12 protein-coding genes and 1 pseudogene are annotated in these 14641 nt (G+C 60.4%); 6 read left to right on the forward strand and 7 right to left on the reverse strand.

Annotated features, from left to right (window positions below; all coding sequences use genetic code 11):
• Positions 1–200 precede the first annotated feature (200 nt).
• From cas6 to cas10, 6 genes are read right to left on the reverse strand one after another with little or no spacing between them, the layout of a single operon-like run.
• A complete protein-coding gene (cas6, locus tag N675_RS00120) occupies positions 201–1004 on the reverse strand; it encodes a CRISPR system precrRNA processing endoribonuclease RAMP protein Cas6 (RefSeq protein WP_038037237.1) in 804 nt (267 codons plus the stop codon).
• Between the two features lie 56 nt (positions 1005–1060).
• Positions 1061–2335: a type III-A CRISPR-associated RAMP protein Csm5 gene (gene csm5 / locus N675_RS00125; RefSeq protein ID WP_081886707.1), complete on the reverse strand. Its 1275-nt coding sequence runs from the start codon at positions 2333–2335 to the stop codon at positions 1061–1063.
• On the reverse strand, positions 2332–3369 hold the full coding sequence (gene csm4 / locus N675_RS00130) for a type III-A CRISPR-associated RAMP protein Csm4 (protein WP_038037241.1): 1038 nt from the start codon (positions 3367–3369) through the stop codon (positions 2332–2334). Before csm4 ends, csm5 begins: the two co-directional genes overlap by 4 nt.
• Positions 3369–4199: a type III-A CRISPR-associated RAMP protein Csm3 gene (gene csm3 / locus N675_RS00135; protein ID WP_051913649.1), complete on the reverse strand. Its 831-nt coding sequence runs from the start codon at positions 4197–4199 to the stop codon at positions 3369–3371. The genes csm4 and csm3 overlap by 1 nt, the downstream gene beginning before the upstream one ends.
• Positions 4200–4216: 17 nt before the next feature.
• Complete coding sequence (gene csm2 / locus N675_RS00140; protein WP_051913651.1) at positions 4217–4729, reverse strand: type III-A CRISPR-associated protein Csm2; 513 nt, start codon at positions 4727–4729, stop codon at positions 4217–4219.
• 2 nt (positions 4730–4731) lie between these two features.
• Complete coding sequence (gene cas10 / locus N675_RS00145) at positions 4732–7227, reverse strand: type III-A CRISPR-associated protein Cas10/Csm1 (RefSeq protein WP_038037242.1); 2496 nt, start codon at positions 7225–7227, stop codon at positions 4732–4734.
• A gap of 249 nt (positions 7228–7476) precedes the next feature.
• Between cas10 and N675_RS00150 the strand changes: the two genes are divergently transcribed.
• Genes N675_RS00150 through N675_RS00165 form a run of 4 tightly spaced genes read left to right on the forward strand, consistent with a single transcriptional unit; the run spans position 7477 to position 11494 of the window.
• Positions 7477–7881 (forward strand): recombinase family protein, encoded by a 405-nt coding sequence (locus tag N675_RS00150; protein ID WP_038037243.1) that lies wholly within the window; start codon positions 7477–7479, stop codon positions 7879–7881.
• A gap of 17 nt (positions 7882–7898) precedes the next feature.
• Positions 7899–8429 carry a YIP1 family protein gene (locus N675_RS00155; protein WP_038037244.1) on the forward strand — a complete coding sequence of 177 codons (531 nt, stop codon included), beginning with the start codon at positions 7899–7901 and terminating at the stop codon, positions 8427–8429.
• Positions 8430–8447: 18 nt separating this feature from the next.
• Positions 8448–11006, forward strand: a complete 2559-nt coding sequence (locus tag N675_RS00160) for a Lon protease family protein (protein ID WP_231577871.1) — start codon at positions 8448–8450, stop codon at positions 11004–11006.
• Positions 11003–11494: a hypothetical protein gene (locus N675_RS00165; protein WP_038037245.1), complete on the forward strand. Its 492-nt coding sequence runs from the start codon at positions 11003–11005 to the stop codon at positions 11492–11494. Before N675_RS00160 ends, N675_RS00165 begins: the two co-directional genes overlap by 4 nt.
• On the opposite strand, the gene N675_RS00170 is transcribed toward N675_RS00165, so the two are convergent.
• Entirely contained in the window at positions 11491–12966 is a 1476-nt protein-coding gene (locus tag N675_RS00170) for an aspartate kinase (RefSeq protein ID WP_051913653.1), read from the reverse strand. The two genes, N675_RS00165 and N675_RS00170, sit on opposite strands and share 4 nt — an antisense overlap.
• Positions 12967–13155: 189 nt before the next feature.
• Between N675_RS00170 and N675_RS00175 the strand changes: the two are divergent.
• Positions 13156–13368 (forward strand): annotated as a pseudogene (locus N675_RS00175) (Rdx family protein); the annotation flags it as partial.
• Between the two features lie 42 nt (positions 13369–13410).
• Positions 13411–14640: a tRNA uracil 4-sulfurtransferase ThiI gene (gene thiI / locus N675_RS00180; protein ID WP_051913655.1), complete on the forward strand. Its 1230-nt coding sequence runs from the start codon at positions 13411–13413 to the stop codon at positions 14638–14640.
• The last annotated feature ends 1 nt before the right edge of the window (position 14641 follow it).

Below are 14641 nucleotides of genomic sequence, written 5' to 3' on the forward strand. Positions count from 1 at the left end.
GGATACCACCACTGTGCTGTGCAATGTTCGTCGTCAGTTGGTACGCTGGCGGCTGTTCCTCAGCATTGGCATTGAGCCGGCATATGCCGCAGCGGAACCATTGTATCAGCAGGTTATGACGTGGGTGCGGCTGCTCCTGGCAACGATCACTGTGCTCAGTGACACAGAACCGTGATCATGGTGCCATCGAGGGGCCCTGCTCATTCGTGGCCGAGGCCTATCGGTCGTGCTTGACCAAAACCTCTGGTCGTGTTGATGCCCACCCCCGCGTAGTAGGCAAAGTCGCCGAGCAGGTGAAGAACGCTTGCCAGGGCTGGATCATACGGGCGAACAGATAGTTCAAACCAGCCGACAGCCCCGTGGAGCTGGCAATCGCCCCAGTTTACCACCCTTGGCTGCAATCCGTAGGCATGGAGCCGGACGTGGTGCTGGAGTGATGCCAGGATAGCCGGCTCCAGCACGATGGGCGCAAATGTATTCCAGCGTAGCGCCAAGCGCTCGAGGAGTGATCGTGGATCAACTAGTGGCCATTCCGTATCAGGCTCATGCCAGGACGGCGTGAAAAGCCGGAGACGCAGGCGAGCCGGATACCAGGCTGGCGTTAACCACCGTTGCGCAAGATTCACGTAGCGCGCCTGTCGCGCTAAGGGGTGATTGGTCGGTGGGACGGCCTGCCCTATTCGAAATGGCCAACCTGCGAGAGTCATGAGCGTTGCTGGCGCGATCGCCTGTTGGATCGAGCGTGCCACGGTGTCATCGAGCATGGTGACACGGAGCCAGAGCGGGCGATCTGGGACAACGGTAGTCATCGGTTGGCCAACCCAGAGGCCATCGTAAAGAACGGCAACGGTGACCGGCTCGGTGTCGTCTTGAACGCGCGCGAAGATGTCTGGGGCGCTCGTCGCAAGGCGTTCGCCGAGAGCAGCGAAGGCAAACGGCCCGAGGAATGCTGGCAACGTCGTCGCCTGCTCTGTCCACAGTGGGACAAGATACGCCTGGGGCATCGTTTCTCCTCACTCGTTCAGCGAACTGGTGCGGAGGCTTGTACCACCTCAGGCCCCTAGTGAGCAGTAACCGATGCTGGTTCATTGGCGAGTTCAGGAATCCGAATGCGAACCCAGCCGAGCGGGAGCACCGGTTGCCCGTCCTGTTCGATGTAACGTCGTGTCTTGGGGAACGGGGTGCTACCGCGTTCGCGATCCAGCCGGAAGCGTGTGATGAGTGCTGCGAGGAGTTCCTGTCCAGGCTGAGTGAGCTTCAGGAGTGGGCCGATGGTCTTGGCATGCCAGCCGGTACCCCAGCCGATCTGGAGATATGCCTCGTTTCGTGGTGCCTGCTTGATGCGCTGGGCAAGCTCCGCATAGAACGCGGCGATCGCGCTGAATTGTGCGCTAAATGCATAGTCGTATTCGAGTTTGGTAAGACGGTAGGCGAATTCGCGGCTTGCACGCAGCAGGTATTGGGGGCTTGCGAAAGCATGCAGTGATTCATCCAGTCCGTCGTCTGTGCCGAAGAGACCTTCGTCAATTGACAAGATGAATGTCGCCTGTGTGTGTGCCGGTAGTACTTCGGCGAAGATACGCGAGGTTACATTGCCGGGCTGTGATCTGCTGTTGCGTGCCGCGAAAATCCCAATCACTTCCACAGCCGGGCTTGGTGTTGTGATCGGCGCGCTATCACTGAAGCGGAGCGCGCGCCCCAGGTCGTGATTGGGATCGAATCGCTTGCGTGGCTGAGACGAAGCACCGGTGTGCTCAGTCTGGGCTTGCTGTGTTGGCCGCTGAAAGATGGCCTGTTCGAGATCGCGAGCTGCCCATTCTCGTCGCAATCCCTGGGCTTCGAGTATACGCTTGATCAGAGAGAGATACTCGGGTTCATGCTCGGGTGAGGGCGTTGCATGCTGAGTCGCCTGCTGCGGTCGCTGGCTCTCTACCCTGTGGCGCAGTGCCCAATAGAGCAATGCCGTGCGGATTGCGCCTTTCAGGGATCTCCCTGGCAAGTACGGGTGGCCGGTGCTATCGCGTTCCAGCGGCAGAATGTCGCGCATCTGGGTGCTCATCGCGCGTGGAGCTGGCAGGCGATAGCGCGCGTAGGCGGGATAATCTTCAGGCCGTAGCAAGCGGTTGATCTGTGGATCAGCACCCCGCTCAATGTCGTCAAGTGTCATACGCTCGCTGATGACCCGCTCAACGTCAAAGACCCACACCATGCCGCGCCAGAGAGCAGCATCGTAATTAAGGAGCAGGGGAGGCCCGCCAGCGCCGATATGTACTGGTGTCAGTGTTTCAAGCTCGATCGTGTACTGCCGAAGTGCGATGGCCGTTTTGCGCATCATCTGCCTCCTTGTCTGGCAGGAACGGTGAGGGCGAGACCGTATCGGTAAACCGGGTGCAAGTGGGGAATAGCGGGGCGGACGTCAACCAGCGTGCCACGCACGGGCGTGGTAGCTGGCTGGACGATGACTCCTCCCTCAGTCAGCATCCGAACGGTACGACGACGGTAGCGTGTGCCGTCTGGGGCAGTGATCCAGCCACCACGGACGAGGAAGTCGTAGCGGGCGCCCGGCCCGAGCACGCCCGCCTCTAGCTCTTCACGCCGTGGGGCATAGAGGGAAAGTAGTACGGCCTGGCTTTCTGCGGGCAGGTCAGGTAGGATGAGATCCTCACCAACCGTCACGTGAAATGCCCCGTAGCCGATGCTCCGCAGCCCGCCGAGGCCGAGCTCACCGAGTTCTGCCAGCGCGCGCTCAATTGTGGGTTGCCATTGTCGATCGCGCCACGCGATAAAAAGTGCAAGCCCACACGCTGGGGCAAACTGGAGCCGCCCGGCGAAGTAGAGAGCCGAAGCATTGCTTGCGCGATCGAGGGTGACACGGGGGACGGCGACACGCCGCCAAAACCAGCCACCGTCGGCAGGAATAGGCGGCAGGTGAGCAGCGGCTGCCGGTGTAAGTCCAACATCGCCGTCGGCCGTGATCTGCTCTGCAGCTAGTGCTTGCCGTAATGCTGGCTCGTCCCTGCGTACCCACAACGCAAATAGGTCTGACGAAATAAAGCGGACAGACTGCCAACGCTTGCGCAGGGCATCGGGGAGTTCCGCTGGGAGGGGGAGCAGAGGTCGTGGCAGGAAGCGTACAGTCCCAGCAAACGGGAAGCCAAACGAGAGCAAAAAAGGCGGTTCCCCCTGGTGGAAGGCGTCGAGCAGCCGGCCGAGTTCGTTATCGCCCCAGCCTAGCCGTAAGGCCCAGCAAAGGGCACTGAAGAGGGTATCGGAGTGGGCGAGGTCAGCAGTCTCTTCAATCCCAATGCCTCGTTCGGCCAAATGCACTGGCCCGGTGAAGTGGAGTTGGTAACACGTTAGCTGTGGCATTATGCCAAGTCCCGTGTCGTGACTAGAATGGTGCTGGTGAGCCAGGCGACTGTCTCATCAAGCTGTTGCAAGAGCGCATCGACGCTGGGGAATGTGCGCGTTGGGAGTGTCTCACGCGGCTTATCATACTGCTCACGTGGTTTGGCCAGCAGCGTAATGTCAGAGAACGCGACCTTGCCGCTGCCGCGCGAACCGTAGCCGCCGAGGTAGTCATCTTCGAGCAGTTGGAGCGCGCGGGCAACAATGCGAAACCGCTCGAAATCCTCGGGCTCATAGATGGTGTAGACCATCTCACAGGCAAAGCGTGCACCAGCAGGCACGCGTTCGACTTGGCGCGGCGTTGCCGCCGACGTGACTCGGTCAATTGCCGCCTCCCATTTGATCTCCGAATAGGGTAGGTCGAGACGGAGGGCCTCAAGCTCGCGGGCACTTTCGTCGATCAGGAAGGCGTCGCGGACAATGAGTCGAGTAGGAGCACTGGGAGCCTGATCGCCGGGCACCCCGAAGACGGGACAGACGGGGCAGGTGTGGTAGTTTGGATTCTGACCATTCTGAGCGAGACAGATATGCAGGTAGACATTGTTGATGCGCCAATTGCTGACCAGTCCTTCAATGCGCTCGCTCAGTGAGCGGAGCTTGCCCTTCAGGGCTGAGCCAGGAATGTAGGGCTGATTGGTGAGCGGGTCGCGGACAACAGGGTTGTCAAGTGCGCCGATTGCGAGTGTGCCGGTTGCCCCACCGATACGGAGGCCGGTTACCGCACGCAGCTGGGCAGTGAGAATGACCCGGCCGAAAATTGTCGCGCGGCGTGTGGCTGTGCTCGTGCTCATCTGCTCCCCCTTGACCGTTATTGTCCACCGTAGGCGCGGTGGTAGGCGAGGATTGCCTCAAAGAAATCAACGAAGTGTTGGAACCGTGCGCGATCGCGCTCGACGAGCTGGATCGCTGGGTCGAGCACCTTACGGAGATTGGTGACGCCACGCCCTGGAGCGCGAGCGGCTTGGTAGGCGAGCTTGGGCCGGAGCAGTTGCAGTTCCCGATAGGTCGTCTCGTCGAGTTCGGCATTGCTTGGAACATGGCCCGCGCGGAGGCGCATATCAAGTTCCCGGACTTTGCCAAAGATCGCCCGAATCTGGCTGGTCGCGAGCGCCTCGGGGCTATTTCGTTTCCCTTCAGGTTGAGCAAGGTCTTTGCCGATTCGTTCGGCAAGCTCGACAAGCACTTTCGGGTCGCCGTCCACAATCACTTTTTGAAGCTCTTCGGAACTTGGTGGCCGAAAGCTCCATGACTGTGCTCCGCCTGGTCGCGGTGGGTTGCTGGGACCACGACCCGCCGGTGTGCCGTGTGGTGTGCTGCTCACGCCTACTCTCCCTTCCGTGTCCGCAGTTCTGCCCATCGACTTACCATCGCGAGCGTCTCAATTGCCTCGCTCTCGGCTATGTTCAACAATGCCGCATGAATCTCCTCAATCTGCCGCTTGGCCGTCGGATCGGCGACTCGTTCCGTGATCCGGCTGAGCGCGTAGGCGGCTTGCCACATCCAACGGCCGTAGACGCGTTGGCCAGGCTGAAGGTGCCCAGTGCGCCGTGCTGCCTCCTGTGCCTCTCGATAAGATTGGGCAATTGTTCGCAAGGTTTGGATGAGGCTACGAGGCACACCACGCTGCTCGACAAGAGCAACAAGCAGCTCAACACGATCGCGGGCGCGCTCGAATGTTGGCCAGCTGACGGTTTGCCCCAGAAACGTAACAGCGTTCTTGACCACCCGACCATTCTCGTGTCGGCGCTTGGCCGCCTCGAGCGCCGCTTTGGCATCGTCTGCTGCACGGTAGAGCGGGTGCTCGACGGGCACGAGCGCTAGTCCTCCTGAGAGGTGGAGTTCGGGATTGTGGCCGGTATAGTCCTGAAAGTCTTGTTGGATCATCAAGGCAACGTCCGGCATCATATCCCAGGCACCGACCAGGAAGAGATCGTCGCCGCCGGAATAGACGATGTAAACCCGAGGCTGCTCGCGGTTCTGTTGGTGAGCAAGTGCGGCAAGCCAGCCTTCAAAGAAGAGGCGCAGGGATGTGCTCAAGCTCGCAAGCCGGGACAGCGTTGCTCGGTCTTTAAGGCCTTGGCTGAAGATAGCGCCGAGGTTGTCGACGTCCATCCGCAAGACGCTTAACGCTTTGGCGCCCTGAGCAGTCTCGGCAATGTGCTCAAAGTCGATCACCTTCCCGTACGCGTCACGTGGGACAACGTTGGCAATGAGGGCGAAGCTCAAGCCAATCGTCCCACTCGCTTCAGCGACGTCGAGGGCGGGACCAGTGAGAAAGTCAGTGGCATCGAGGCGGAAGAGTGTGCCGGGTCCTTGACTGACGAGACGGCGCAATGCTTGCTCGTCTGCAAGGAGTTGCACGGCGAATCCCAGCCCATTGAGCAATCCGGTGTAGCGGGCGCGTTCGAGTTCTGAAGCAGGCAACGCTGGTTCGACCTCACGCAGAAAGAGCCAACGGGCCTGGCAGAGTTGCTCGCCCAGGTCGCGAAAACTGGCGCACCGCGAGCAGAGCACTGTCCCGTCTTCGAGAGTGATTGCCCCAATCGCCTCGCGTCGGCAACTGCTGCACAACGGCTCGGGGCCACCAGCGCCGTAGGGGGTAAACAGGCTTGTAAACTGCTCAGCTGGTTCGAGGGCGCTGAACTTCCGGTATTTCTCCTGGCTAAGCGCTGCATGGAGTGCTGCCCATACATCCTTGAGCGCGCCAGCGCGCGTGAATTGGTTGAAGGGGATCGGGTGGTGCGCGAGTGCTACATAGAGATCGCCGTCGTAGGTGGCGAGGAGCAGGCGATCGAGTGTGCGCCGGAGGTCAGTCAGCTGCTGGTCGCTCAGTGCGGGCGTGATAAGGTAGAAGCGGCCCCCGCCGGCATAGAGCAGGTTGGTGATCGGCAGCGCGAGTTGGCGTAAGATCCATCGGGCGACGGTCTCGGTCACGAGCTGCAGGGCAAAGGAGCGGCCACGCAGGCTGCGGGCTGCTCCAGTAGACGTAATGGTGTACAGAAACCGCTGGATACCGGTGATGTCTCCAGCGAGGAGGGCGATGCGTGCCGTGGCCATGATATCGCTCTGGCGTGTCCACAACGCGTCAAGCGTCGCCTCGTCGACTGCACTGCGGAAGAGTGCCGCGGCAAGGGCGCAGGTAATGCGGCTATGGTCGTAGAGCGAAATATCTGGCACGGTCCGGTAGTAGGCGGAGGGGATACACCAGGTGTACTTATGCAGCAAGGCAAGCAGCGTGGTAAACCGAGCGTCGAAGCTGAGTGTAGCGGGGAGTTGGCGGACGTCGTTGATGAAGTCTTGCCAGAGTTTCCGGTAGCATTGTCGCTCGTCCCTGCGGGATAGCGGTTGCGGGTGGGGAAAGAGCACATCACGACTGACCTGCAGGGGATGAAGGCGCACATAAGTGGGGGAGCTTGCATGCTCATCGTCAAGGTGCACGTAGCCGAAGATACTGTGCAATTGTTGTTGGCCGGGCTGCTGCGCGCTCCAGACTTGCCCGCCTCCACGATACTGCGCGCTTGGCTCGCTCTGTTCCTCGTCTTCGCGCTCGCTTGCTGAGAGGTGGTCAGCCACGGCGACCAGCTTGGTGATCCAGTCTTGCGGCTGGTGGTGCGTGAGGACAGACCAGGCGGCTTCCTGCCAGTCGGGCAGCCACTGCTCGAGAAAGGCAGCACTCCAGCAGGCATGCTTGCCATGTCGGCCGTACGTTTTGGCGTCAAATTCGGCGTAACGTGGAGGGACAGGTTCGCCAGTACGCTGCCAGAATTTGCCAATGTCATGGAAAAGGCTTGCAACGAGAAGGCGCTCCCACTCCTGCATGGCTATTCCCGCATTCCCATCATCGTCAGTTAGCAGGCGCAATCTAGCTGATGATTTGTGTGCTGTCAAGAGCCTGTTGGCCAGCACGTATCGGCGCTGGGTAGAGGAGTCCTGGAAGTGCTGTGCATGGCTGCGTATGCCGTGTTGAGCACCGAGGCATGGCACAATAGGAGCAGCCGCTGAGTGCGAAAGCGGTGAGGGGGTAGAGCAGCGCGTATTCCTTGGTCTATCCGACAGGAGCGGAAGGCGATGGCCGAACGAGCAACCCTGTTTCTCTCCACGCGATTGCCCCCTGAGCGGGCTGCGAAGAAGGCGAAGGCCCAGCTATCGCCTGAAGACGACTTGGCCCTGCAGGAGCAACGTTGCCGTGCCTATGCCAGCCGCTGGCAGTATCAAGTGACGGATGTCTACCGCGAGGTGTTGCCGGACTTACCCGAACAGCGGCCTGAGCTGAAGGCGTTGCGTACGGCGATGTGGTTGCGTCGCTACGATGTCGTCGTCGTGTACTCCCCAGACCGGCTCTACCTTGACCCCGACCGCGTTGCGCGATTCCTTGAAGAAGCCCGCGTGCTGGGCATGCGGGTGGAATTCCTCGACGTTCCTGAGCCATATGTCTGGGTCGTGAAAGAGCATGGTTGGCCGCGGCGAGAATAGGGAGTGGAAGTACCAGAATGCTCCTGCGCTGGATTATCGGGGTTATTCGCTTCGATCCCGAGGTATACCGCGAGCTCAAGGATGACTACACGGCGACGTTGCCGGCGATCCTCTTTGTCGCGTTGATTGCACTGATCAGCGCCCTGCCGTCGTTCCTGTTCTCCGGGAAGGGCTTACCGATCTTCTTTCAGACGGCTGCCTCGGCGTTCAGTGCCTGGGTGACGATCGTGCTCCTCGCCTTCATCCTTGGGGCGAAAGCGTTGCCTGGGCCGGAGACGAATGTAACCGTCGCCGCGTTGGTCCGGACCTTAGGCTTTGCCCAGGCGCCGGGCCTTGTTTTGGTGCTCGCACTTGTGCCAGGTGCCTCGCTTGGCATCGCCTCGCTCGTGTTGATCTGGGTCTTCTTCACCAACTTGTATGCCTTACGAGAAACGCTGAGCGTCAGCACAAGTCGTGCACTGCTGGTAACCGTGCTCGCGTTTCTCGGCTACATGTTTGTGCTCGGCCCGATGATCTCAACATTGGTAGCCGGCCCAAATGCTGCCTAATCCGGGGGAGGAACGAGGATGACGCAGGGGGATCCGCAGGCCAATCCGGCGATGCTCGCTCAACGCGCCGCGCTCACGCCAGCGCAACTTCGGCGCACGCTTGATCCAGCAACCTTGCCGTTTACTACCACGGCGGAGGTCGATCCGCTTGAAGGGCTCATTGGCCAGCCGCGAGCGACCGAAGCCCTTGATTTCGGCGTTGGGGTGACTGCGTACGGCTATAACCTCTACGTCTCGGGCCGGCCGGGGTCAGGGCGCGAAAGCACTGTACGGCGTTTTCTCGAAGAGTATGCGCAATCGCTACCAACCCCGCCGGACTGGGTCTACGTGTATAACTTTGCTGATGCCGATCAGCCACTCGCGCTCGCGTTGCCAGCAGGCCGTGGGGCACAGCTAGCACGCGACCTCGACGAGTTTATTCGTGCAGCCCAGCGGGTCATCCCCCGCGCTTTTGAGAGCGAAGAGTATGACCGGCGGCGTCAACAGTTGCTCAATCACTTGAACGAGCAGCGTGAGGCGCGCTGGCGAGCGCTTGAAGAGCTAGCGCGCCAACTCGGGTTTGCCGTCCAAGTCACCCCTGCTGGCGTGGTGACGGTCCCTCTGATCAACGGCCAGCCGTTGACGCCTGAGCAGTTCCAGCTCTTGCCTCCAGCACTTCAGCAAGACATCGAGCGACGTGGACAGCCGCTGCAGGAGGCGATTGCGCGTACGCTGCGAGAAGTGCGGCAACTTGAAAAAGACGCAGCTGAGCAGCTCCGCCAGCTCAATCGCAATGTCGCGCTCTTTGCTATCGGTACGCTCTTTGACGAACTCCACGAGCGCTATGCCGACTTGCCCGATGTTGCGCGGTTCCTCGAGCAGATTCGTGAAGATATTCCCGAGCATCTTGACGATTTCCTCGTCCAGCAGCCGGCGGAGGTGCCTGCACCGCTGGCCCAGATGCAACTCCTGCAACAGCAGGAGCATTTAGCGCGCTATCGCGTCAACGTTCTGGTTGACAACAGTACGACGCGTGGAGCGCCAGTCATCTTCGAGCGCACGCCGGGCTACTACAACCTCGTTGGGCGCATCGAGTATCGCGCCTTGTTCGGGGCTATGGTCACTGATTTCCACCTTATCCGGCCGGGAAGCCTGCACCGGGCAAATGGCGGTTTCCTTGTCCTTCACCTAGCCGATTTGCTGCGAGATCCCTTCGCATGGGATGCGTTGAAGCGTGCGCTCACTACCCGCCAGATCGTGATCGAGAATTTGGGGAGCCAGTACACCCCTGTGCCGACGACGACGCTGCGCCCACAGCCAATACCGCTCTCCGTCAAAGTCGTGCTCATCGGCACGCCAATGCTCTATAGCATCCTCTCGGCAGTTGATGAAACGTTCAAGGAACTCTTTCGGGTTCGCGCCGATTTCTCGCCCGATCTCCCCTGGGACGACGATCATGTCCGTGGCTATGCCGCGTTTATCAGTCGTGTTGTTCGCGAAAATTCCTTGCGCCATTTCGACCGCGGGGCCGTGGCCCGGGTGATTGAGTACGGTGCGCGGCTCGTTGAGCATCAGCGACGGCTCTCGGCACAATTGCTTGAAATCGCCAACCTCGTCACCGAAGCGAGCTACTGGGCCGGGCGTGCCGGCCACGAGGTTGTGACCGCAACCGACGTCGACGAGGCCATTCGCCATAAGATCTACCGCTCGAACCTGATCGAGGAGCGCATTCGCGATCTCATTGCTGATGACACGATTATGATCGAGACGAGCGGCGCCCGAGTCGGCCAAATCAATGGGCTATCGGTCATCGATTTAGGCGACTATGCCTTTGGTCGGCCAACTCGGATCACAACTCGCGTCGCCCTTGGGCGTGGGGCGCTGGTGAGCATCGAACGCGAGATTGCGCTCTCCGGGCCGATCCATTCGAAGGGCTTTCTCATCTTGTCCAACTACCTGATGGGCATGTACGCGCAAGATTTCCCCCTCTCGATTAGCGCCTCGATCACCTTCGAGCAGGCGTACGAGGAGATTGAGGGCGATTCGGCCTCGTCCGCTGAACTCTACGCCTTGCTTTCAGCCCTGGCCGATGTTCCCATCAACCAAGGCATTGCGGTGACCGGCTCCGTGAACCAGCATGGTGAAATCCAGGCCATTGGTGGGGTAAATGAGAAAATTGAGGGCTTCTTTGCCGTCTGTAAGGCGAAAGGACTGACGGGCGACCAGGGCGTGATCATCCCCGTTGCGAACGTGCAAAACTTGATGCTCTCGCAAGAGGTCATTGACGCTGTCGCTGCCGGGCAGTTTCACATCTGGGCAGTGCGAACCGTCGATGAAGGAATCGCGATTCTGACTGGAATGCCCGCCGGTGAGCGCGGCCCAGATGGCTCGTTCCCGGAGGGCACTGTCCACCGGCGAGTCGTTGATCGCCTGCGCGAGTACGCTGAGCGGCTGCGTGATTTTGGACGCGGGCCGGTAAGCGGCGACCAGCACACTGAGGCTCCCGCTGCCCCTGCTGCATCACCTGCCTCTGAACCGTCAACTGGCAGCAAATCATCCCTGCGCTTGCGAAGTACGCGGACAGGAGTGCGCGGGTGATAGACATACGCTGGGGTGACGTGCTCTTTCTCCTGACGTTCTTCATCATCCCCTTACTGATTCTGCTTGGTTGCGTGTTGCTCTGGCGTTCCCTCACGCCTCAGACAGGCCAGCATGGGGTACACACTGAGGGTGAAGGATTTGGCGCCGTGCAGGAGTTGTCATCCGTGTCCCAGGAGCCGCCAACGGCGACTCCTGCTGAGAGCCAGGATCAGGATGATACAACTGTTCTGCCTGCGTCAGCGATGCTGACAGAAGCGGGTGCAGAGGAGCAGTCCCCTGAGCCGTCGCCGAACATGGAGTCGGCTGCGTCCACGACGGTGGCCTTCCCTGCAGTGCCAGCGGAATCGCCTCAGCCGGCTGCTTCGCAACCGCCAGCAAACCAGAATGCGATGCGGCTCGACGCGCAAGCAGTGCGAGTGCGCCGACGCCGGCGAGTTCGGCGTTCACAGCCAACACCGCGCGAGCATGACCAGCGTACTCGCTAGTTCCCTGGAGCGACTGCGCTGCGTGTAACCGGCTCCGTGATGCCAGTTCCGTGGGTGCTATCCGGCACAGACGCGAGGCCAAAGGCAGCGTGAATCGCTGGGACTGCGCGGGCTACCTCGTGCTCCGCAATCACGAACGAGATGTTGAGCTCGGAAGAACCTTGGGCGATTGCGACAATGTTGATACCTGCTTGCCCCAAGGTGTTGAAGACACGACCCGCAACACCCGGTGTGCCCTTCATCCCCGCACCAACGACTGCCACGATTGCGAGCTGTGAATCCTCGCTAATGCGCGCAATCAATCCTTTGTGGAGGTCGAGTTCGAACTCACGGGTAAGGGCAGCGTGTACCATTGCTGCCTCGTGCTGCCGGACAGCAAAACCGAGGCTATGCTGAGACGAGGCTTGGAAAATCATGTACACGTTCGCGCCGGTCTTGGCAACAGCTTCAAAGACGCGTGCTGTCACATCGGCCACGCTCAGGAAGCTGCTACCCTCAACAGTGATGACGCTAATCCCTGGAATGGCAGTGATTGCCTTCACAACTGAGCCATTTGGTACCGTTTCCGGCCCAATGCGGGTGCCTGGATGGTCGGGGTTGAAGGTGTTCTTAATCCAGATTGGGATCCCGCGGCTCGCTGCCGGCTGCATTGTCCGCGGGTGGATGACTTTGGCACCAAAGTAGGCGAGCTCAGCTGCCTCAGCATAGGAAATGGCTGGCAGGGTCCGCGCTTCGGGGACAAGGCGTGGGTCTGCAGTCATCACGCCGTCCACGTCGGTCCAGATCCACACTTCATCAGCGTCAAGCGCGTAGCCAAGGATTGCCGCTGAGTAGTCTGAGCCACCGCGTCCTAGGGTTGTCACTGCGCCGTTCAGTGTTGCGCCAAAGTAACCAGTCACGACTGGCAACATGCCGCGCTCGAGCAGGGGGACAAGGATGCTGTGCGCACGCTCTCGGGTGACGTCAAGTAAGGGAGAAGCGTTGCCGAACTGATCATCGGTGACGATAATCTGGTCAGACTCCACTGGTTCGGCTGGGATGCCAGCCTGATTCAATGCAGCGGCAACGAGGACAGCTGCCATGCGTTCGCCGAAGGAGGCAATCCAGTCTTCGGCACGGCGTGAGAGATGGCCAAGCACGTGGACGGATTCCACGAGGCGGCTGCACCGGTCGGCCAGCGCCGTGATGTGGGCAATGGTCTCGTGCTGGCGCTGCGAGTCAGTGAGCAGGGCAGTTGCCGTGTCGCGATGCCGCTCGATCAATGCTTGCCGCAGCTGCGTGTGTGCCTGGTCGTTCCCAGCGGCTGCCTGCGCAGCAGCCTCCAGGAGTTGATTCGTCACTCCACTCATGGCTGAGACAACGGCAGCAACGCGATCCCCCTGACGATAGGCATCGGCGAGGATCTGCGTTACCTGGCGCACTGCGTCGACTGATCCGACCGATGTCCCCCCGAACTTCATGACACGAAGCATGCGTTCCACCTCCCGCGCACGAACCATTCAAGCCGCCAAGGATACTGCGTGACCATGTGGTAAGCCAAGGCGGCAAGGCCATCGCCCTGTTAACTCTGGTATACTCAGCGTTTTGTGAATAGGAGGGAAGGAGTGACCACCGTGGTATCAGTGACGATTGAGTATTGCCGCAGCTGAGGCTATCGCGAACGTGCCATCCGTGTGATGGAGCAACTGCTCAATGCCTACGAGTTGGTACTTGATCAGATCGTACTCCAGCCATCGTCTGGTGGGCGATTTGAGGTAACCGTAGGGCATGAGGTTGCGTTCTCGAAAGCCCAGCAGGGGCGCTTTCCAGAAGAGAACGAGGTGGTGGAAGCTGTTGGCCGCCTTCTGGAAAACCACGGCACTGATGGCCATTGATGAACGCCCAATGCGTTTGAGGCTCGATTCGTTGTGTGAACCATGGGGATGAGGCAGCGCGCGCGGCATTTGTTCCTGATTGCTCGTGTCCACGAAGTTGCACTCAAAGGGGCGAATCGCCCCTGGTTTATGCGGACGCTGGTTGGGAACCTTGAGTACGCGCTCAGCGGGCTGCCGCACGGGCGCATTCAGGTTCGCAACCTGCGGGTACTGGTGCCCCTTTCAGAACTGGAAAGTTGGCCGGCCTTTCGTGAGCGGCTTGATTGGGTTTTCGGGGTTAGTTCCTACGGGCTCGCACTTGAGACAGGAACGAGTGTGCAGTCCTTGACAGCGGGACTTGACCGGCTACTCGAGCTGACCGGCCCGCCTCCTGGCAGCTTCTGCGTCCGTGTCAAGCGCACAAACAAGGGATATCCGCTGACGTCGCCCGAGCTTGAGCGGATTCTCGGTCAGCACATCCAAGAGCGCACTGGCGCCCCGGTAAACTTGACTGCGCCGACCGTAACCTATCGGGTTGACCTGCTCTATGACCGGGCACTCCTGACCGGCGAAGAATACCGCGGGCCTGGCGGATTGCCGGTTGGCGTGAGTGGCCGCGTCGTTGTCCTGCTCTCCGGTGGGTTCGATTCGCCAGTCGCTGCCTATCGGATGATGAAGCGCGGCTGTTTTTTGACCCTTGTGCACTGCCATGCCTATCCCTACGTCCGGCCGACGTCGATTGAGAAGGTGATCTCGATTGCCCAGCACCTTGGGCGCTACCAGCCAGGAATGCGCCTCCATATCGTACCGATTGGCGATGCCCAGCGGGAGATTGCCCTGGCCGCTCCGCCTGAACTGCGCGTTGTACTCTACCGGCGGCTCATGCTCCGCATCGCAACGGCGATTGCCCACGAGCAGGGTGCTGGAGCGATCGTAACGGGGGAAAGCCTCGGGCAGGTCAGTTCGCAGACGCTTGAGAATATGCGGGCAATCGGTGCAGTGACCGACCTGCCGCTGCTACGGCCGTTGGTCGGGTTTAACAAGGATGAGATCATGGCTGAGGCTGTGCGCATCGGGACCGAGCCGATCTCGCGCATTCGCGATGATGACTGCTGCACAGTCTTCGTCCCGCTGCATCCCACAGCACATGCGACGCTTGAAGAAGCAACCGCTGCCGAACGCCTCTTCGATCCTGCGGCGTTGGTACAGGCGTGCCTGGCCCGGCGGACAGACTATGATGGTGACCCAGCGACATGGGACGTCAGCGCTGCGTTGCTCGCTGCAACCGGTTAAG

Source organism: Thermorudis peleae, assembly GCF_000744775.1.
Classification (GTDB): Bacteria; Chloroflexota; Chloroflexia; order Thermomicrobiales; family Thermomicrobiaceae; genus Thermorudis; species Thermorudis peleae.